Raw genomic sequence first — 17,795 nt, 5'->3', positions numbered from 1 at the left:
TTTCCCCCGGGAAAGGGTAGCCTCGGAGGGATGGACGCCGTCTGGGCCGGGGTGGGGAGGGGAGCCCTCGCCCTCATCGGGGCCTTTTTCCTCGGAAGAGGCCGTCTCTGGCCCCGCATCGCCCTGGGGGCGGCGGGGGTAGTCCTCATCCCCTTGGGCAACTAGGAGAAAAGGGCCTCCAGGGGCAACCGGAAGCCCGGCAGGGCCTCTCCCCCTTCCAGCGCCTCGTGGGACCTTAAAAGCCTCCCCGCCCCGCCCTGGCCGTAGACCTCCACCGCCTGGAGCTCCGGGTAGACCAGCCACACCGCCTTGGCCCCCGCCCCCAGGTAGTCCAGCACCTTGGCCAAGACCTCCTCCCCCGGGGAGACCACCTCCACGGCGAGGTCCGGCGCCCCCTCGTAAAACCCCTCCCGGGCCACCTCCTTGAGCCTTTCGTGGGAGAGGAACCAGACATCGGGGCTTTGCACCCGGTCGGGGTCCCGCCTCAGGATAAATCCCCCTTCCACCCCGGCCACGCCGAGCCCCGTTTCCTCCAGCCAACGCATCAGGTGGTAACCGATCCGCAAAGCGATCCTTCCATGCTCCGGCCTGGGCGGCCTCTCCTCCCGGACCTCCCCGTCCACAAGCTCCCCCCGCTTTAGAGGCAGGACAAAGAACTCCTCGGCCTTAAGGCGGGTCTTGACCATGGGGCCTCCCTAGTAGGTTAGCGCCTTCCTCAGGGCGGCGAGGACCCTTTTGGCGTTTGGCCGGTAGAGGTGCTCGATGGCGCTGAAGGGGGGATAGGGGGCGTCGTAGCCCGCCACCCGGAACACCGGGGCCTGGAGGTGGTCTATGGCCCCCTCGGCGATGCGGGCGGCGATCTCGGCCCCGAAGCCCCCGGTGCGCATGGCCTCGTAGACCACGATGGCCCGGCCCGTCTCCCGCACGGCCTCGAGGAGGGTCTCCTCGTCCAGGGGGACCAGGGTCTCCAGGTCCACCACCATCACCTCCACCCCCTCCTTCTGGGCCGCCTCCGCCGCCTCCAGCATCACCTCCACCATCCCCCCGTAGCCGATTAAAGTGGCCGCCTTCCCCTCTCGGAGGACGCGGGCCTTGCCTAGGGGGAGGGTGTAGTACCCTTCCGGCACCTCCGCCCTCGCGCCCCGGTAGAGCTTGATGGCCTCGAGGAAGAACACGGGGTCCTCGTCTTCGATGGCGGAAAGGAGAAGCCCCTTGGCCCTCTCCGGGCTTGCGGGGATCACCACCTTGACCCCCGGGGTGTGGCAGAGGATGGCCTCGGGGGAGTCCGCGTGCTGCTCCGGGGTGTGGACGCCCCCGCCGTAAGGGGCCCGCACCACCACGGGAAGCCCCACCCGTCCCCGGGAGCGGTGCCGCCAGCGGCCGAGGTGGGAGAGGATCTGGTCCAAGGCGGGGTACAAAAACCCGGCGAACTGGATCTCGGCCACGGGCCGCATCCCCCCCATGGCGAGCCCGATGGCCATCCCCAGGATGCCGCTTTCCGCCAGAGGCGTGTCAAAGACCCGCTTCTCCCCGTGCTTGGCCTGCAGGCCCTCCGTGACCCGGAAGACCCCCCCGAGCCGCCCCACGTCCTCCCCGAAGACCAAGACCCTCTCGTCCCGGGAAAGGGCCAGGTCCAGGGCCTCGTTGATGGCTTGGACCATGTTGAGGACGCGCATCAGCCCACCTCCTCCACGTGGAGGCCCCGCCTTAAGGCTTCCCAGGCCCGCTTCTGGTCGGGGCCCATCTCCTTGTAGACGTGCTCCACGATCTCCTCGGGCCTGGGCTCCGGGGCCTCGTCGGCCAGGGCGAGCTCCTTCTGGAACTCCTCCTCAAGCTCAAGGAGAAGCGCCTTTTCCGCCTCCTCGTCCCAAAGGCCCCGTCCCTCCAGGGCCTTCCTCAGGCGAAGGATCGGGTCCTTGGCCCGCCAGGCCTCCTCTTCCTCTTTGCTGCGGTAGCGGGAGGGGTCGTCGGAGGTGGTGTGGGGGGCGAGGCGGTAGGTGAGGGCCTCGAGGAGGGTGGGGCCTTCTCCCTTCCTGGCCCTTTCCACCGCCTTCTTGGCCTCCAGGTACACGGCGAAGGCGTCGTTCCCGTCCACCACCACCCCCGGCATCCCGTACCCCTCGGCCCTTCTGGCCACGTAGTCCACCTTCATCTGCTTGCTCCGGGGGACGCTGATGGCGTAGCCGTTGTTCTGCACCAGGAAGACCACGGGAGCGCCCAAGACCGCGGCGAAGTTCAGCCCCTCGTGGAAATCCCCCTCGCTGGTGCCCCCGTCCCCGATGGAGGTGGCCACCACCCAGTCCTCCCCCCGGTACCGCCCGGCCAGGGCCAGGCCCACCGCCTGGGGGATCTGGGTGGCGATGGGGATGTAGGGGTTCACCGCCCGCACCCCCTCGGGGAAACCCCAGCCCGCAGGGTGGGCCCGCCAGTAGAGGAGGAGGACGTGGATGGGAAGCCCCTTGGCGAGGAGCATGGCGCTTTCCCGGTAGGAAGGAACGACCCAGTCCCTTTCCTCCAGGGCCAGGGCCACCCCCACCTGGGCCGCCTCCTGGCCCATGAAGGGAGCGTAGACCCCGAGCCGTCCCTGGCGCTGGAGGGTGAGGGCCTTCTCGTCAAAAAACCGAGCCCGGCGCATGGCCCGGTAGAGCCTTAGGGCTTCTTCCTCCGCTAGGGGGAACTCCCCTTTATCCAGATACCGCACCACCTTCGGCTTCACGGGGGGAGTTTACCACACGCCCCAGGCGCTCCAGGGCGAGGAGAAGCTCCTCCTCGGCCTTGCAGAAGGCGAAGCGGAAGAGGTCCTTGGGAGGGTCCTCAAGGTAGAAGGCGGAGGCGGGGATCAGGGCCACCCGGGCCTCCTCCACGAGCCGGAAGGCGTCCCACCCGGGAAGCTCGGCCATGAGGAAGTAGGTGCCCTCGGGGACGTAGACCCGAAGCCCCATCGCCCTAAGCCCCCCGGCGAGAAGGTCCCGCCTTTTCCGGTAGCTTTCCCGCAGGGCCTGGTAGAAGCCCTCGCGCCTCGCCACCCTTAGGGCCTCCGCCACCCCGGCCTGCAGGGGCGTGGGGGCGGAGAAGCTCGTCCACTGGCGCATCCCCGCAAGGAGGGGCATGGCCTCCTTGGGCCCCACGATCCAGCCCACCCGGTAGCCCGTGGCCTCGAGGCGCTTCCCCGCGCTCCCCACGGTGAAGGTGCGCTCCGGGGCGAACTCCCTTAGGCGCCTTAGCCTTTCCCCGTAGTAGAGCTCGTCGTAGACCTCGTCGGATATGAGGAAGAGGTCGCGCTCCCTGGCAAGGCGGGCGACGGCCTCTAGCTCCCTCTCCTTGAAGACGAGGCCCGTGGGGTTCATGGGGGTGTTGAGAAGGAGGGCCCGGGTCCTTTGGGTGAGGGCCCCTTGCAGGGCGGAAAGGTCCAGGCGGAAGCCCTCAGGGGTGAGGTCTAAGCGCACAAGCCTGGCCTCGGCTCCTGCCAGGAAGGCGTCCGGCAAGTAGACGTCAAAGAAGGGCTCCAGCACCACCACCTCGTCCCCGGAGCCCACGAGGCTCTGCAAGAGGACGTAAAGGGCCTCCGTGGCCCCGGAGGTGACCACCACGCTTTCGGGCTCCACGGCGAACTCTTCGGCCAGGGCCTCCCTAAGGGCGGGAAGCCCCGCCGGGGGGGCGTACTGGTCGTAGCGGCCCAGGGCGCGCCGCACCGCCTCCAGGAGGAAGGGGGGCGGGGGGTTAGAGGGGAAGCCCTGGCCCAGGTTCACCGCGCCCAGGCGCTGGGCGAGCTGGCTCATCTTGGGGAAGATGCTCTCCTTGGCGGCTTGGGTGCGGGGGTGGAGGCGCATGGGGATAGGGTAGCGCAACTTTATGCCCGTGGGGAGGGGTCCCCGAAGAGGTGGAGGAAGAGGGCCTCGAGGCTCGGCGTTCCCCGGGAGACCTCGAGGACCTCCACGGGGAAAGCCCCCAAGGCTTCCCGCAGCGCCTCCCACGGCCCCAGGAAGAAGAGGACCTCAGGGCCTTCCACGCTCCAGCCGGGGCCCAGGGCCTTCTGGAGGGCCTCCGCCTTGGGCTCGGCGAGGCGCACCCGGTACCCCTCCCCGGCCCACTCCCGGAGGAGGGCCCGGGTGGGGCCCTGCCGCCGCACCTCCCCCCGGTGGAGGAAGGCCACCCGGTCGCTTACCCGCTCCACCACCTCGAGGTCGTGGGAGGTGAGGAGGATGCCCCACCCCTCCTCCTTGAGCTCCAGGAGAATCCCCTCAAACTCCCTCCGGCTCACGGGGTCCAGGCCCAGGGTGGGCTCGTCCAGGAGGAGGAAGCGGGGCTTGAGGGCGAGGGCCAGGGCGAGGGCGGCCTTCTGCTGCATCCCCCGGGAGAGGGAGGCGAGAGGGGCGTGGAGGCGGTCCTTTAGGCCAAAGCGCTCCAGCCAGGCCTCAAACCGGGGGCGGACCTCCTTAGGGGGAAGCCCCCGGATGCCCCCGAAGTAGAGGGCGTTCACCAGGAGGCTCAGGTTGACGTAGAGGTTGCGGCTTCCCTCCAGGAGGACGCCGAACTCGTGGCCCTGGGGCCTGCGCCGTGCCCCGCCCTCCTCCAGGACCACCTCCCCCCCATCGGGCAGGAGGAGGCCGAGGACGACCTTGATGAGGGTGGTCTTGCCCGCCCCGTTGGGGCCCAAAAGGCCCAGGATCTCCCCGGCCCCAAGCTCCAGGCTCACCCCCTTTAGGGCCTCCAGCTTCCCGAAGCGCTTATGGACGTTTTGCACCAGAAGCCGCATCAGTACCTCCCTAATAGGCCCGTCCGCCGCACCCCAGCGTAGACCCAGGCCATGGCGAGAAGCCCCACCCCGAGGAAGAGGAGGGCCTGGACCAGGGCCAGGGGGAGAAGCCCCGGGGAAACCTCCTCCCCCGTGAAGGCGAGCCGGAGGAGGTAGGCCCCCGGGGCAAAGGGCAGCGGGGTCATCCAAGGCTCAAACCGGACCAGGGAGAAGAAGTAGGGCAGGAAGAGGAACTGGACGATGGTGAAAAACGCGTCCACCTGCTTGAAGTACAAGGCAGTGGCCCCCATGAGGAGGCCGAAGCCCAAGGCGGCCAGGTAAAGGGGCAAAAGGCCCAGGGGCCACCAGGCGGCGGGGGTGAGCCTAACCCCGAGGAGGAGGACCAGGGGGAGAAGGGTAAGGAGGCTAGAGGTGATGCCGGCGAGACCCTGCACGAGGGCGCGCAGGAGGAGCTGCCGAAGAAGCCCTCCCCGGGCCAGGCCCAGGTGCTCCAGGGTACCTCGGGCGGCCTCGGACTGCACGTTGTACGCCACGGACTGGAAGGTGGCCACCACCAGGCTAAAGGCGGTGAAAAGGAGGAGCAGGGGGCCCAGGTCCAGCCCGAGGGCGGATAAGTCCTTGGGCGCCAGGTTTCTCAGGCCCAGGACCATGGAGTAGAAGAAGAGGACGGAGGCCAAAAGCCCCGCCACCTGGTTGAACCAGTAGCGCTTGGTCAGGTTCCAGTCCAGGAGAAGCTCGCTCCAAAGTTGCCAAAACACTTTGCCTCCGTGAAAGTGCGGAGGCAGTTTGGGGGTTACCCCTCACTGCCCTCCACCAGTGCCCCTGCCCTAAACTACGTTAGCACCGGCGGGTTTTTTGTTGGGCACGGCCTCCTACCACCGCAACCCGGGTCACCCAAGGGCTGCACCCGGGAAGGCTTTACAATCCACCGCATCTTCCTCACCTCCTTTCCCTAGCCCGTGCAGAGGCGAGGTGTCGGCTCTGCCTCGCCCGCACGTTCAGCTAGCAAAGCAAAGGTGCGCTTCCAGTTCCACTTGAAGGTGGTGCACTCCAGCTCCACCTTCCCCTCGGGCATGGCCTCGGGGAAGACCACCTTCAAGGGGCACCCCCCCATGCAGGTAGGAAGCCGGGTGCAGCGGGAGCAGGCGATCTCTTCAGCATCCCCTCTCGCATGCCCTTTCACCCCTCTCGGCCATCCTCAGACTGACCTTAGGGTAGCAAGGGGAAGGTAACGCCCACGTAACTCATGAAGCTCTCATAAATGTCCCTGGGCGGTACGCTGTGGCTATGTTAACCTGGGCAGCCTTTAGAAAAGCGGCTCCTGTGGCTTCTCCTCGCCCTTCCCGGGGGCTCTGGGGTCCTTCCCCAGTGCCTCGTCCCCCACTGCCCGCCCCCGGGGCTTGGGCTCTAAGCGCCACTTCGGCTTTGCAACCTGGGGTGCCCAAGCCGGGGCTGTGGGAATGCCTTTTGGGGCCCTCACCGCGGCTTTGGCCGCGGTGGGGTACTTAGAGGCCCCATTCCTTCCTGAGCCTTTCCACCCGGGCTTGGGCGATGGGAAGGCGGGGGTCTTCCGGGGGAAGGAGCTCCAGGAGGGCCTCCCAGACCTCGAGGTCCTCCCCCAGGCGCTCGGCCAGGAGGAAGAGGGCATCCGGGTCCTTAGAGGCCAGGGCCGCCCGCCTTAGGGCCTCCTCCAGCTCCAGGCGGAGGGCCTCCACCCCGGGGGCCTGGCTTTGGGGAAGGAGAGGGCCCCGGTAGCGGGCGAGGGCTCCCCTTAGGTCCCCTTGGCGGAGGGCCTCCCACACCTCCAAGAAGTCCGCCGCGAGGGCCTGGGTCAGGCGGTAGGGGCGGCTTTCCACGGCAAGCCCCCGCCGCCTCAGGCGCAGGACCTCCATGCGGAGGGCGGGCCCGTTGGCCTCCCCGTAGAGGGCCTGGGCCAGGTCCTCCCCCCTCCAGCCCTCCTTTCGGACAAGGAGGAGGACGAGGAGCTCCGCCTGGCGCAGGGGGAGGGGCTCGCCCCCAAGCCTCGGCTCCCCCAGGGCCTGGAAGTGGGCCGAAGGGCTTGCGGGCCAGAGAAACTCCTGCCCCCGCTTGGAGAGCTCTCCCCGGAGGGGGTGGGGCCTTCCCAGGAAGAGGAGGCCCCGCATGGCCTCCTCCGCTGCCTCCTCCAGGAGGAGGGGAAGGGCTTTGGCCACCCCTTCCCCGTCCCCCCGGTAAAGCCCCTGGGCCAGGGCGAGGAGGGCCTGGACGGGAGGCTCCTTGGCCCAGGGCCTCGCCGCCTGGAGGAAGGGGAGGGCTTCTTTCCCCAGGATGCGCACCCCGGCGGGGGCGAGGTAGGGGAGGGCGGGAAGAGGGGCCTCCTCCAGGGCCTTCCGCAGGTAGGCCCGGGCGGTGGGCTCCTCTCCCTGGAGGAGGCGAAGGTGGGCCATGAGGAGGCGGGCGTAGAGCCCCGCGCCTCCCCTCAGGCTCAAAGGCTCCACCTGGCGGAGGAGGTCGGGGAGGGAAGGCTCCTCCGCCGCAAGAAGGGCGAGCCAGGCCCACTCCAGGAGGGCGGAGGGGGTGAACCCCCGGGCATGGGCTAAGGCGGCGTAGTCCAGGGCCTCCCTCAGGCGGCCGAGCCGCCTCAAGGCGCGGGCCAGGGCCAGGGCGAGGCGGCCCTGGGCCTGGGGGTCCTCGGTGCGCCGAAGGGCCTCCTCCAGGGCCAGGGCACCCGCCCTCGGGGGAAGGGCCAGGCCTAGGTGGTAGAGGGTGAGGGGGGTCTTCGCCCTCTGGACGGCCTTTTGGGCCAGGGCGCGGTAGGCCTGAAGGTTCCCCCGCCTCGCCTCCACGAAGCCGAGAAGGGCGAGGCGCTCCGCCTCCCAAGGGCCCTCCTGGGGAAGGAGGAGAAAGGCCAGGGCCTCCTGGTCCCTCCCCTCCTCCAGGAGGCGGAGGGCGGGGGCCAGGGGGTTCCCCGGAAGCTCCCGGGCCACGGGGCCATTTTAGACAAGGCCCCGGCTTTCGGTCCTAAGCCCGGATCATGCCCACCCGGTGGCCTAGGGAGGCACCCTCCCCTAACCCGCGATCCGGAGGAGGGCGAGGAAGCTTTCCAGTTCCAGGCTCGCCCCGCCCACGAGCCCCCCGTCCACGTTGGGCATGGAGAGGAGGTCGGCGAAGTTCTTGGGGTTGACGCTTCCCCCGTAGAGGACGCGGACCCTTTGGGCGAAGGCCTCCCCGTACCGCTCGGAAAGGGCCTTTCGGATCGCCTGGTGCATGGCCTCGGCGTCCTCGGGGGTAGCGTTCTTCCCGGTGCCGATGGCCCACACGGGCTCGTAGGCGATGACCAGGCGCTCGGGGGCGTTGGGCTCTACCCCCTCGAGGCTTCCTTGGAGTTGCCTCAAGGTGTAGGGCAGGGCCTCTCCCCTCTCCCGCACCTCCAAAGGCTCCCCCACGCAGAGGATGGGGGTGATCCCCTCCTCCAGAAGCCTTTTGGCCTTCTCCGCCACCAGGGCGTCCGTCTCCCCGTGGTAGCGCCTTCTCTCCGAGTGGCCCACGACGGCGTAGCGGCAGCCGAGGTCGGAAAGCATCCGCGCGGAGACCTCCCCCGTGTAGGCCCCCTCCCTGTGGGCGGAGACGTCCTGGGCCCCGTAGCCCACCTGGGTTTCGGCCAGCACCTCCTTGGCCACGGGGAGGATGGGGAAGGCGGGGAGGACGGCGGCCTCCGACTCTAGGGGGGGAAGGAGCCTCTTGAGCTCGGCAAACCACACCCGGGCCTCGGAGGGGGTCTTGTGCATCTTCCAGTTGCCCGCTACAAGGACGCGCCGCATGGGGTCATTTTAAGCAAAGCGGGAGCCCCCAAAAGGCCCCGCCACAACCCCAACCGGGATTCCATGTTGCGAAACCAAAGGGGCTACTTTAGCACTTCGATCCCGGGCAGGGTCCCCTTCTCCAGGAACTCCAGGCTCGCCCCGCCCCCGGTGGAAACGTGGCCGAAGCGGTCCTTCAGGTCCAGGCGGTTCACCGCCGCCACCGAGTCCCCCCCGCCCACCACGGTGAAGGCGCCCTCGAGTGCGGCGATGGCCCGCCCCACGGCCAAGGTTCCCTCGTCAAAGGGGGGCACCTCAAAGACCCCCATGGGCCCGTTCCAGAAGACCGTCCTTGCCCCTTCCAGGGCCCGGGCGAAGGCCTCCTGGGTCTTGGGGCCAATGTCCAGGCCCATGTAGGGAACGGGGATGGCCCGGGCCGGGAAGACCCGGGTCTCTACGCCGGGCTCTATCCGCTCCGCCGCCACCACGTCCTCGGGGAGGAAGACCCTCACCCCCAAGGCCTCCGCCCGCCCCAAGAGGTCTTGGGCCAACTCCAGCCGGTCTTCCTCCACCAAGCTTTTGCCCACCTCGCCGCCCAAGGCCTTGAGGAAGGTGAAGGCCATGGCTCCCCCGATGAGGAGGCGGTCTATGCGGGGAAGGAGGCTTTCCAGAACCCCGATCTTATCGGAAACCTTGGCCCCGCCCAAGACCACGGCGTAGGGGCGCTCGGGGTTCTGGAGGAGGCGGGAGAGGGCCCTTACCTCCTTCTCCATGAGGAAGCCGGCGTAGGCGGGGAGGAGCCTCGCCACCCCCACCACGCTGGCGTGGGCCCGGTGGGCGCTCCCGAAGGCGTCCAGGACGAAGGCCTCCCCCAGCCTGGCGTAGCGGGCGGCAAGCTCAGGGTCGTTCTTCTCCTCCCCCGGCTCAAAGCGGACGTTCTCCAAAAGGGCCACCTCCCCCGGGGAGAGCTCCTGCACCGCCCTGCGGGCCTCCTCGGAGCCAGGCCCGTGGGGAACGAAGCGCACCTTGGGAAGGTGGCGCCTCAGGGCCTCGCCCACGGGGGCCAGGGAGTACTTGGGGTCGGGACCCTTGGGGCGGCCCAGGTGGGAGAGGAGGACCAAGGAGGCGCCCCCTTCCAGGAGGTAGCGGAGGGTGGGGAGGCTTTCCTGGATGCGGGTCTCGTCCTGGACCTTACCCTCTTGGATGGGGACGTTAAAGTCCACCCGCACCAGGACCCTTTTGCCCCTGGGCTCCAGGTCCTTGAGGGTGCGCATCTAAACCCCCTTCTTCAGGACGAGCTCCACCAGGTCGGCCACCCGGTTGGCGTAGCCCCACTCGTTGTCGTACCAGGCGAAGACCTTCACCAGGTTGCCGATGGCCTTGGTGAGCTTCCCGTCCACGATGGAGGAGTGGGGGTCCATGACGATGTCCTGGAGGACGATCTCCTCCTCGGTGTAGGCCAGGATGCCCTTCAGGGGGCCCTCCGCCGCGGCCTTGAGGGCGGCGTTCACCTCCTCGGCGGTCACCTCCCGCTTGAGGAGGGCGGTGATGTCGGAAAGGCTCCCCGTGGGGGTGGGTACCCGGAGGGCCATCCCGTCAAACCGCCCCTTGAGAGAGGGGAGGACCAAAGCGGTGGCCTTGGCCGCCCCGGTGGTGGTGGGGATGATGTTGATGGCCGCCGCCCGCGCCCGGCGCAGGTCCTTGTGGGGGAGGTCCAGGAGGCGCTGGTCGTTGGTGTAGGAGTGCACGGTGGTCATGAGGGCCTTCTCCACGCCGAAGGCCTCCTCCAGGACCTTCATCACGGGGGCGAGGGAGTTGGTGGTGCAGCTGGCGTTGGAGATCACGTGGTGCTTGGCCGGGTCGTAGTCCTTCTCGTTCACCCCCAGGACCACGGTGAGGTCCTCCCCCTTGGCGGGGGCGGTGATGATCACCTTCCTGGCCCCGGCCTCGAGGTGGGCCCGGGCCTTCTCGGCGTCGGTGAAGACCCCCGTGGACTCCACCACCACCCCCACCCCCGCTTCCTTCCAGGGGATCTCCCGGGGGTCCTTGTGGGCCGTGGCCCGGACGGCCTTCCCGTCCACGTAGAGGTAGGCTTCGTCGTAGCCCACCTCCCCGGGGAAGCGGCCGTAGACGGAGTCGTACTTCAGGAGGTGGGCCAGGGTCTTGTTGTCGGTGAGGTCGTTGACCAGGGCTACCTCCACGCCCCGCCCGTGGAGAATGCGGAACACCTGGCGTCCGATCCTGCCGAATCCGTTGATGCCTACCTTCATAGCTTGCCTCCTCGCCTCCTTGGGCCCCTCGGTGGGGGAGGGAGGCTTTGAGCCCAGTATAGGGCCTTTTCCATAAGTTTTGGCCTATCCTTCCCTTCGGGGTTGACGCGTAAACCCTTTTTGGGCATTTTGGTTTACGACCGCCCGGAGGCGGTCCTCTGGAGGCACCTATGAAGGCAACCACCCTTGTCGAAGCCCTTTGGCCCAAGCCTACCCTGGCCCGCAACCTGGCCCTGATCCCGGCGGGGAGCCTCCTGGTGGCCCTCACCGCCCAGATCGCCCTCCCCCTCCCCTTCACCCCGGTGCCCATCACCGGGCAGACCCTGGGCGTCCTCCTGGTGGGGGCGGCCCTGGGAAGCCGCCTGGGCTTCCTCTCCCTCCTGGCCTACCTCCTGGAGGGGGCCATGGGCCTTCCCGTCTTCGCCGGGGGCACCGGGGGCTTGGCCAAGATCCTCGGCCCCACCGGCGGGTTCCTCCTGGCCTTCCCCCTGGCGGCGGGGCTGGTGGGGCTTTTGGTGGAGCGCTTCCGCCTGGACCGGAGCTTTTTCGGCACCCTCCTCGCCATGCTCCTGGGGAACGCCCTCCTCTACCTGGTGGGGCTTCCCTGGCTCGCCGCCTGGCTCATGGGCGCGGGGAAGTTCGGGGGCGTTTCCGCCCTCTTGGCCATGGGGCTCTTCCCCTTCGTTCCCGGGGATCTGGTGAAGGCGGTTCTCGCCGCCCTCCTCCTCCCCAGCGCCTGGCGCTTCCTGGGCCAAAGGTAGATGCGCCTCGCCCTGGCCCACCTGGGCAAGCGGGAAAGCCTCGAGGAACTCCTTAGGGCCCTCCGCCCCCTGGCCCAAGAGGCCCGGGAGCGGGGGGCGGGGCTTTTGCTCCTGCCCGAGCTCCTTTTGGGGAAGCGGGAAGCGCCCGGGCTTTCCCAGGCCCTAGGAGACCTCGCGAAGGAGGCGGGCCTCCTCCTTGTGGCGGGGTACCTGGAGGAGGAGCAAAACCGCCTCCGGGTTTTTCCCCAAGGCCCCGCTTACGCCAAGCTCCACCTCTACCGGACGGAGGGGGAGGAGGGGGACGAGGGCCTTCGCCCCGGGGAAAGGCCCGTCCTCCTCCCCTGGCAAGGCCGCGCCTTCGGCCTCGCCCTCTGCTACGACCTGGACTTCCCCGAGCTCTTCCGGGCCTACGCCCTGAAGGGGGTCCAGGGGTTTCTCGTGGGGGCCGCCTGGCCCGGGGCGTACGCCGGGCTTTTGGAGGTCCTGGCCCGGGCCCGGGCGGCGGAGAACCAGGCCTACCTCTTCCTGGCGAGCCGCGCGGACACGGAAAGCCCGAGCCTCTTCGTGGGCCCCGACGGGCGGGTCTTGGCGCGGAGGGAGGCGGAAGGCCTTCTCGTCGCCGAGCCCGACTGGGGTTTCCTCGAGGCCTACCGCAAGAAGTACCCCCTCCTCCGGCACCGCCGGGAAGACCTCTACCGGCTTTGGTAACACCGGGGCCCCCATGCGGGCTTGGGCCCGCATGGGGTGGTAAGATGGCCCCGTGCTGGAGAACCGCCGCGCGCGGCACGACTACGAGATCCTGGAAACCTACGAGGCGGGGATCGCCCTCAAGGGCACCGAGGTGAAGTCCCTGCGGGCGGGGAAGGTGGACTTCACGGGAAGCTTCGCCAGGTTTGAGGACGGGGAGCTTTACCTGGAAAACCTTTATATCGCCCCCTACGAGAAGGGCTCCTACACCAACGTGGACCCCCGCCGCAAGCGCAAGCTCCTCCTCCACCGCCACGAGCTCAACAAGCTCCGGGGCAAGGTGGAGCAGAAGGGCCTCACCCTGGTCCCCCTGAAGATTTATTTCAACGAGCGGGGCTACGCTAAGGTGCTGCTGGGCCTCGCCCGGGGAAAGAGGGCCTACCAGAAGAAGGAAGAAGACAAGAAGCAAGCCTTGAAGAGGGCCCTGGAGGAGCTATGAGGCTTTGGCCCTTCCTTCCCTTCCTGGCCTTGGCCGTGGCCCAAGCCCCCAAGCCCCTGAAGGCGGGGGCCCTCGTGGGGGAGGCCCTCTACCCTGGGGGGCTGGGGGTGTCCTACGGGGAGGCGCGGCTTGTGGCCCAAGGGCTGGGGCTTGCCCTTTGGCGAGGGGAGGACCGGGTGGCCCTGGGCCTGGGAAGCCGCTTCCAAAGCTTCCCGGTCCTCGCCCAGGAAAGGGAGGCGGCCCGGAAAGGCGCCGCCTGGAGGCGGGAGGACGGGGTCTACGTCCCCTTGCGGCCCCTGGCGGAGGCCTTGGGGCTCCAGTACCGGGCCCAGGCGGGGGTGGCCCTGGGCCTCCCCTGGGCCAGGCTCCTCGGGGTGGAGCGGACCCCGGGGCGGATGCTCCTCCGCTTTTCCCGGGAGGTGAACGCCCTCCAGGAGGAGGGTGGGGTGCTCTTCCTCCTGGCCCAAGGAGCGGAGCCGGGGCTGGAGCAAAGGGGCCTGGGCCTCTTCCTGCCCCTGGACACCCCTCCCGACCGCCTCTACTACCCCGGGGGCGGCCAGGTGGCCCTGGAGTGGGGGCCCTTGCCCAAGCCCGCGCCCCAGGTCCTCCTGGACCCCGGGCACGGGGGGGAGGACCCGGGCCTGGTGGTGGGGGGGCTAAGGGAGAAGGACCTCACCCTGGATCTGGCCCGGCGGGTGGCGGCCCGCCTGCCGGGAAGCCGCCTGACCCGGACCAAGGACGAGACCCTGCCCCTGGAGGCCCGCCTCCAAAAGGCCAAGACCGCCTCGGTGGTGGTCTCCTTCCACATGACCCAGGGAAGCGCCCTCAACCTCTACCTGCCCAAGGCCCGCTCCCTCCCCCTGGCCCAGAACGCCGAGGCCCTCCTCAAGACCGCCCCCAAGGAGCAGGCCGCCCTCCTCAAGGTCTACGCCGGGGACCCCCACCTCCTGGCGGAGGCCCTGGCCGGGGCCTTCTCCGCCTTGGGCCTGGTGGTGGCCCAGGCCGAGGGCCCCTACGCCCTCACCGACGTGCCGGGGGCGGCGGTGGTGCTGGAGGTGGGGGCGGAAAGGCTCAAGACCCCCGAGGCCCGGGAGGCCCTGGCCCAGGCGGTGGCCCAAGGCATCCGCCGGTATCTGGAGGCCCCATGAAGCGCTTCCTGACCCCCTGGAACCTCCTCGGCCTCCTGGTCTTCCTCCTGGGAAGCCTCGCCTACTGGCGGGCCCAAGGAGGCCCCTCGGCCCCCATCCTGCCCCTGCCCGCCGAGGAGAAGCGGGCCTCCTCCCTGGCCCTGGTCCTCTACCGCCCGAATCCCCCCCAGGGCTTTCTCAGGGAAACCCTGGCCCTGGACCTCGGCCCCGGGGAGACCCCGGAGGCCAAGGCCTTAGGGGTCTGGGCGGAGGCCCTAAAGGCCCCCCGCCCGAGGGCCCTCTTCCGGGTGGGGGAAACCCTGGTGGTGGACCTGCCCCAGGACTTCGCCCAGGGCCTGGACGCCCCCCTCGAGGTCTTCCGCCTCTACAGCCTGGTCTACACCCTCCTCGCCTCCTTCCCCGGGGCCAAGGAGGTGCGGTTCCTGGTGGAAGGGAAGCCCAGCCCCGGCCTGGCCCACCTGGACCTGAGCCAGCCCTACACCCTGCCATGAAGGAAACCTGGCGCCTAGACCGCCTCATCCTCCAGGGGTTCAAGTCCTTCGCCGAGCGCGTGGTCCTGGACTTCCCCGACCCCATCACCGGCATCATCGGGCCCAACGGATCGGGGAAGAGCAACCTGGTGGAGGCCCTGCGCTTCGCCACCGGAGCCCGGGCCCAGGAGCTTAGGGGCCAGGAGCTTAGGGCCTTCCTCTTCCACGGGGCGGAGAAGAGGCCCCCGGCGGGTTTCGCCGAGGTGCGCCTGGAGCTTTCCCGGGGAAAGGAGCGCTTGGTGGTGGAGCGGCGCATCGAGGGGGAGCGGAGCCTTTTCCGGGTGAACGGCCGCCCCTTAAGCGCCAAAGCCTTGGCCCTCCACCTGGCGGGCACCGGGCTCGGCCGGGGGGGGTACGCCATCGTGGGCCAGGGGGAGGTGGGGGCCCTCCTGGAGGCCCCCGAGGAGGTCCTTCTGGGCCACCTGGAGGAGGCCGCGGGCCTCCGCCCCGTGGCCGAGGCCGCCCGCACCGCCCAGGAGCGCCTCGAGGAGGCCACGGCCCTCCTCAAGGCCAAGGAGCAGGAACTCTTTGGGCTAAGGGAGCGGGCCCTGGCCCTACGGGAGGAGGCCCAGAAGGCCAAGAGGGCGCGGGAGCTCGCCGGGCTCATCCTGGGCCTGAAGCGAAGCCTCCTCCTCGCCCGCCAGGAGGAGGCGGAAAGGGAGATGGCCCTGGCCCGGGAGCGCCTCTTGGCCTTGGCCCAGGAGGAGGGGGAGCTCCTGGAAAGGAGGCGGGCCCTCGAGGCCCGGCGGGAGGCCCTGGCCCGGGAGGAGGAGGCCCAAAGGAGGCGCCTGGAAGAGGTCCGCCTCGGCCTCAAGGAAAGGGAGGCCCTAAGGGCCGAGGCCCAGGAACTCCGGCGGGTCCTAAAAGCCCTGGACCGTCCCCCGCCCGAAGACCCCGGCCCCCCGCCGCCCCCCCCTCCTCTGGGCCGGGAGGAGGCGGAAAGGCGCCTCCGGGCCTTGAAGGAGGCCGAGGCCCGGCTCCAGGCGGAGAAGCGCCGCCTGGAGGAGGCCTGGCGCCGCTACGAGCTGGAGCTCGCCCGCCACCAGGAGCGCCTTCTCGCCTACCAAAGGGCCCTGGAGGAGCGAGGGCGTCTGGAAAGGGAGCTTAAGGAGCGGGAAGAGGCCCTAAGGGAGCTGGAGGAGGCCGGGGAAAGGCGCCGGGGCCTGGAGGCCCGGCTTCGGGAGGTCCAGGCCCAGACCCTGGCCCTGGAGCGGGAGCGTGCCCGGATCGAGGGGCTCCTCGCCGCCGGGGCCGACCTCCAGGAGGGCCCCAGGCGGGCCCGGGGCCTCCCCGGGGTCCTGGGGGTGGTGGCGGACCTGGTCAGGCCCCAGGAGGGGCTGGAGCTGGCCCTGGAGGTGGCCCTAGGCCCAAGGCTCCAGTGGGTCCTGACCGAGGACGAAAGGGCGGCCCAAAAGGCCATCGCCCACCTCAAGGCCCAGGGGGGGCGGGCCACCTTTTTGCCCCTCACCCTCCTGGACCCCCCTCCCCCACCCCGGCCCCGGGGGGCGGAGGGGCTTCTGGGCCCCGCCTACCGCCTGGCCCGCCTGCGCCTTCCCGGCCTCCCCGAGGAGGCCATCCTGCGGGTCCTCCTGGGGGACACCTTGGTCTTCGGGAGCCTGGAGGCGGCCCTGGCCTACCGCAAGGCGGGGGGGCGGGAGCGGCTGGTGACCCTGGAGGGGGAGGTTCTGGAGCGCACCGGGGCCCTCACCGGGGGCAGGGTGAAGGGAGGAGGGGAGGCCCTGCGCCTCCGGGGCCGCCTGGAGGAGCTTCACGAGGAGCTCGGCCGCCTGAGGGAGGAGGCCCAAGCCCTGGAGGAAGCCCTAAGGCCCTTGCCCAGGACCCAGGCCCTGGAGGAGGCCCGGGCCCAGGTGAAGGCCCTAAGGTCCCGCCTCCAGGCCCCTCTCCCCAAGCCCCCCGAGCCCCCCTCGCCCCCTAAGGAGCCGCCGGAAGAGGGGAGGCTTCAAGGGCTTCTGGCGGAGAAAAAGGCCCTGGAGGAGGCCCTGGCCCTGGCCGGGGCCTGGGAGCGCTGGCGCCTCCTAAAGGAGGCCCACGCGGCCTGGGCCGAGGCCAAGGAGGAGGCGGGAAGGGTGAGGGCCCGCCTGGCCGAGCTGGAAGCCCGCCTCGAGGCCTCCGCCCCCCTAGAGGAGGAGGCCAAGGCCCTGGAGGCCCGCCTTGAGGCCCTGCGCCGGGAAAGGCGCCAGGCCGAGGAGGGCCTGGCCCAGGCCCTGGCCCGCTGGAACGCCCTCCTCGCCGAGCGGGAAACCCTCCGCCTCACCCTGGCCCGGCGGGAAGCCCTTCTGGAGGAGCTTTCCCGGGAGCTCGCCCAGTTTCCCCCGGGCGAGCGCCACCCGGGAAGCCCCCGGACCCTCCAGGCGAGGCTCGCCCAGGCGGAGCGGGAACGAGAGGCCCTGGGACCGGTGAACGCCCTGGCGGAAAAGGAGCTCGCCGCCCTGGAACCCCTCCTGGAGGCCAAGGAAAAGGAGGTGATGGAGGCCACGGAGGCCCTCCTCCGCCTCGAGGCCGAGGTCCAGGCCGTGGAAAAGGAGTACGCCGAGCGGCTCAAGGAGAGCTTCCACCGCTTCCAAGAGGCCTTTCGGGCCCACGCCGAGCTCCTCCTCGGGGCCCGGGCCGAGGTGCGGCGGGAAGACCGGGGGCTCAGGCTGCTTTTGGTGCCCCAGGGCAAGCGCACCCAGGACCTGCGCCTTCTCTCCTTGGGGGAGAAGACCCTGGGGGCTTTGGCCTTCCTCTTCGCCCTGGGGGAGCTCCAGGGGGGGCTTCCTCTGGCCATCCTGGACGAGGTGGACGCCGCCTTGGACGAGGCCAACCTTCACCGCTTCGCCCGCTTTCTGGCCTCAGGCCGCCAGTTCCTCCTGGTGACCCACCAGAAGCGCACCATGGAGGCCTGTCACGCCCTCTACGGGGTCACCAGCGAGGGCGGGGTGAGCCGGGTGTACGCCATCCGCAAGGAGGTGGCCCATGACCTTTGAGGAGTACCAGAAAGAGGCCCAAAAGACCGCCCTCTACCCCGAGGCCTACCGCCTGGTCTACCCCGCCCTGGGCCTCGCCGGGGAGGCTGGGGAGCTCGCCAACAAGGTGAAGAAGGTCCTGCGCGACCACGGGGGGCACCTCACCGCCGAAGCCCGGGAGGCCCTCCTTCAGGAACTGGGAGACGTGCTCTGGTACGTGGCCCAGGTGGCCACGGACCTGGGGGCGAGCCTCGAGGCCGTGGCCCAGGCCAACCTGGCCAAGCTCCGCTCCCGCAAGGAGCGGGGAAGGCTGGGGGGCTCCGGGGATAACCGATAGTGCGAACCGCTTGCGTTAAATACCCCGGGAAGGTATAATGCCCCCCGCTGGCCTGGCCAGCG

The 17,795-nt window shown here is 69.9% G+C and carries 19 protein-coding genes; 8 read left to right on the top strand and 11 right to left on the bottom strand.

Annotation, left to right across the window (positions count from 1 at the left end; translation table 11 throughout):
* The first annotated feature begins 30 nt into the window (after positions 1–30).
* Positions 31–165 (top strand): hypothetical protein, encoded by a 135-nt coding sequence (locus ACY5J6_RS05415; protein WP_462846347.1) that lies wholly within the window; start codon positions 31–33, stop codon positions 163–165.
* Here ACY5J6_RS05415 and ACY5J6_RS05410 read toward each other — a convergent pair.
* The 11 genes from ACY5J6_RS05410 to gap all read right to left on the bottom strand — a co-directional run bounded on the left by ACY5J6_RS05410 (position 162) and on the right by gap (position 10,805).
* Positions 162–686 carry a Uma2 family endonuclease gene (locus ACY5J6_RS05410; RefSeq protein WP_462846346.1) on the bottom strand — a complete coding sequence of 175 codons (525 nt, stop codon included), beginning with the start codon at positions 684–686 and terminating at the stop codon, positions 162–164. The two genes, ACY5J6_RS05415 and ACY5J6_RS05410, sit on opposite strands and share 4 nt — an antisense overlap.
* A 9-nt stretch (positions 687–695) precedes the next feature.
* Positions 696–1,676, bottom strand: a complete 981-nt coding sequence (locus ACY5J6_RS05405; protein ID WP_462846345.1) for an alpha-ketoacid dehydrogenase subunit beta — start codon at positions 1,674–1,676, stop codon at positions 696–698.
* Positions 1,676–2,716, bottom strand: coding sequence for a pyruvate dehydrogenase (acetyl-transferring) E1 component subunit alpha (pdhA, locus tag ACY5J6_RS05400; RefSeq protein ID WP_462846344.1), 1,041 nt, complete (start codon positions 2,714–2,716; stop codon positions 1,676–1,678). Before pdhA ends, ACY5J6_RS05405 begins: the two co-directional genes overlap by 1 nt.
* Positions 2,685–3,830, bottom strand: coding sequence for a pyridoxal phosphate-dependent aminotransferase (locus ACY5J6_RS05395; protein WP_462846342.1), 1,146 nt, complete (start codon positions 3,828–3,830; stop codon positions 2,685–2,687). The genes pdhA and ACY5J6_RS05395 overlap by 32 nt, the downstream gene beginning before the upstream one ends.
* 20 nt (positions 3,831–3,850) lie before the next feature.
* Positions 3,851–4,756 carry an ABC transporter ATP-binding protein gene (locus ACY5J6_RS05390; protein WP_462846341.1) on the bottom strand — a complete coding sequence of 302 codons (906 nt, stop codon included), beginning with the start codon at positions 4,754–4,756 and terminating at the stop codon, positions 3,851–3,853.
* Entirely contained in the window at positions 4,756–5,514 is a 759-nt protein-coding gene (locus ACY5J6_RS05385; protein ID WP_462846340.1) for an ABC transporter, read from the bottom strand. Before ACY5J6_RS05385 ends, ACY5J6_RS05390 begins: the two co-directional genes overlap by 1 nt.
* Before the next feature lie 194 nt (positions 5,515–5,708).
* Positions 5,709–5,855, bottom strand: coding sequence for a hypothetical protein (locus ACY5J6_RS05380; protein ID WP_462846339.1), 147 nt, complete (start codon positions 5,853–5,855; stop codon positions 5,709–5,711).
* Positions 5,856–6,261: 406 nt separating this feature from the next.
* Positions 6,262–7,722: an ATP-binding protein gene (locus ACY5J6_RS05375; protein ID WP_462846338.1), complete on the bottom strand. Its 1,461-nt coding sequence runs from the start codon at positions 7,720–7,722 to the stop codon at positions 6,262–6,264.
* Positions 7,723–7,803: 81 nt separating this feature from the next.
* On the bottom strand, positions 7,804–8,556 hold the full coding sequence (gene tpiA, locus ACY5J6_RS05370) for a triose-phosphate isomerase (protein ID WP_462846337.1): 753 nt from the start codon (positions 8,554–8,556) through the stop codon (positions 7,804–7,806).
* An 83-nt stretch (positions 8,557–8,639) separates the two neighbouring features.
* The gene (locus ACY5J6_RS05365; RefSeq protein WP_462846336.1) at positions 8,640–9,809 is read right to left on the bottom strand and encodes a phosphoglycerate kinase; all 1,170 of its coding nucleotides are present in this window, start codon (positions 9,807–9,809) and stop codon (positions 8,640–8,642) included.
* A complete protein-coding gene (gene gap, locus ACY5J6_RS05360; protein ID WP_462846335.1) occupies positions 9,810–10,805 on the bottom strand; it encodes a type I glyceraldehyde-3-phosphate dehydrogenase in 996 nt (331 codons plus the stop codon).
* Between the two features lie 170 nt (positions 10,806–10,975).
* Here gap and ACY5J6_RS05355 point away from each other — a divergent pair, with 170 nt between their 5' ends.
* The 7 genes from ACY5J6_RS05355 to ACY5J6_RS05325 are packed head-to-tail and all read left to right on the top strand — an operon-like array spanning position 10,976 to position 17,733.
* On the top strand, positions 10,976–11,566 hold the full coding sequence (locus ACY5J6_RS05355) for a biotin transporter BioY (protein WP_462846333.1): 591 nt from the start codon (positions 10,976–10,978) through the stop codon (positions 11,564–11,566).
* A complete protein-coding gene (locus tag ACY5J6_RS05350; RefSeq protein WP_462846332.1) occupies positions 11,567–12,274 on the top strand; it encodes a carbon-nitrogen hydrolase family protein in 708 nt (235 codons plus the stop codon).
* Positions 12,275–12,326: 52 nt separating this feature from the next.
* A complete protein-coding gene (smpB, locus tag ACY5J6_RS05345) occupies positions 12,327–12,752 on the top strand; it encodes an SsrA-binding protein SmpB (RefSeq protein WP_462846331.1) in 426 nt (141 codons plus the stop codon).
* Positions 12,749–13,900 carry an N-acetylmuramoyl-L-alanine amidase family protein gene (locus ACY5J6_RS05340; RefSeq protein ID WP_462846330.1) on the top strand — a complete coding sequence of 384 codons (1,152 nt, stop codon included), beginning with the start codon at positions 12,749–12,751 and terminating at the stop codon, positions 13,898–13,900. The genes smpB and ACY5J6_RS05340 overlap by 4 nt, the downstream gene beginning before the upstream one ends.
* Entirely contained in the window at positions 13,897–14,391 is a 495-nt protein-coding gene (locus ACY5J6_RS05335) for a GerMN domain-containing protein (protein ID WP_462846329.1), read from the top strand. Before ACY5J6_RS05340 ends, ACY5J6_RS05335 begins: the two co-directional genes overlap by 4 nt.
* Positions 14,388–17,417: an AAA family ATPase gene (locus ACY5J6_RS05330; RefSeq protein ID WP_462846328.1), complete on the top strand. Its 3,030-nt coding sequence runs from the start codon at positions 14,388–14,390 to the stop codon at positions 17,415–17,417. Before ACY5J6_RS05335 ends, ACY5J6_RS05330 begins: the two co-directional genes overlap by 4 nt.
* A complete protein-coding gene (locus ACY5J6_RS05325; protein ID WP_462846327.1) occupies positions 17,407–17,733 on the top strand; it encodes a nucleoside triphosphate pyrophosphohydrolase family protein in 327 nt (108 codons plus the stop codon). The genes ACY5J6_RS05330 and ACY5J6_RS05325 overlap by 11 nt, the downstream gene beginning before the upstream one ends.
* Positions 17,734–17,795: the final 62 nt, after the last annotated feature.

The sequence above is a fragment of the Thermus sp. H19.2 genome (assembly GCF_054979525.1).
Note: the sequence above shows the minus strand (reverse complement) of the source record. Positions and strands in the feature narration are given on the sequence as shown.

Bases quoted from the DNA above. Each gene is read 5' to 3' on its own strand.
- ACY5J6_RS05415 (WP_462846347.1), top strand. From the start codon at position 31: ATGGACGCCGTCTGGGCCGGGGTGGGGAGGGGAGCCCTCGCCCTCATC.
- ACY5J6_RS05410 (WP_462846346.1), bottom strand. From the start codon at position 686: ATGGTCAAGACCCGCCTTAAGGCCGAGGAGTTCTTTGTCCTGCCTCTA.
- ACY5J6_RS05405 (WP_462846345.1), bottom strand. From the start codon at position 1,676: ATGCGCGTCCTCAACATGGTCCAAGCCATCAACGAGGCCCTGGACCTG.
- ACY5J6_RS05395 (WP_462846342.1), bottom strand. From the start codon at position 3,830: ATGCGCCTCCACCCCCGCACCCAAGCCGCCAAGGAGAGCATCTTCCCC.
- ACY5J6_RS05390 (WP_462846341.1), bottom strand. From the start codon at position 4,756: ATGCGGCTTCTGGTGCAAAACGTCCATAAGCGCTTCGGGAAGCTGGAG.
- tpiA (WP_462846337.1), bottom strand. From the start codon at position 8,556: ATGCGGCGCGTCCTTGTAGCGGGCAACTGGAAGATGCACAAGACCCCC.
- ACY5J6_RS05365 (WP_462846336.1), bottom strand. From the start codon at position 9,809: ATGCGCACCCTCAAGGACCTGGAGCCCAGGGGCAAAAGGGTCCTGGTG.
- gap (WP_462846335.1), bottom strand. From the start codon at position 10,805: ATGAAGGTAGGCATCAACGGATTCGGCAGGATCGGACGCCAGGTGTTC.
- ACY5J6_RS05355 (WP_462846333.1), top strand. From the start codon at position 10,976: ATGAAGGCAACCACCCTTGTCGAAGCCCTTTGGCCCAAGCCTACCCTG.
- ACY5J6_RS05350 (WP_462846332.1), top strand. From the start codon at position 11,567: ATGCGCCTCGCCCTGGCCCACCTGGGCAAGCGGGAAAGCCTCGAGGAA.
- ACY5J6_RS05340 (WP_462846330.1), top strand. From the start codon at position 12,749: ATGAGGCTTTGGCCCTTCCTTCCCTTCCTGGCCTTGGCCGTGGCCCAA.
- ACY5J6_RS05335 (WP_462846329.1), top strand. From the start codon at position 13,897: ATGAAGCGCTTCCTGACCCCCTGGAACCTCCTCGGCCTCCTGGTCTTC.
- ACY5J6_RS05330 (WP_462846328.1), top strand. From the start codon at position 14,388: ATGAAGGAAACCTGGCGCCTAGACCGCCTCATCCTCCAGGGGTTCAAG.
- ACY5J6_RS05325 (WP_462846327.1), top strand. From the start codon at position 17,407: ATGACCTTTGAGGAGTACCAGAAAGAGGCCCAAAAGACCGCCCTCTAC.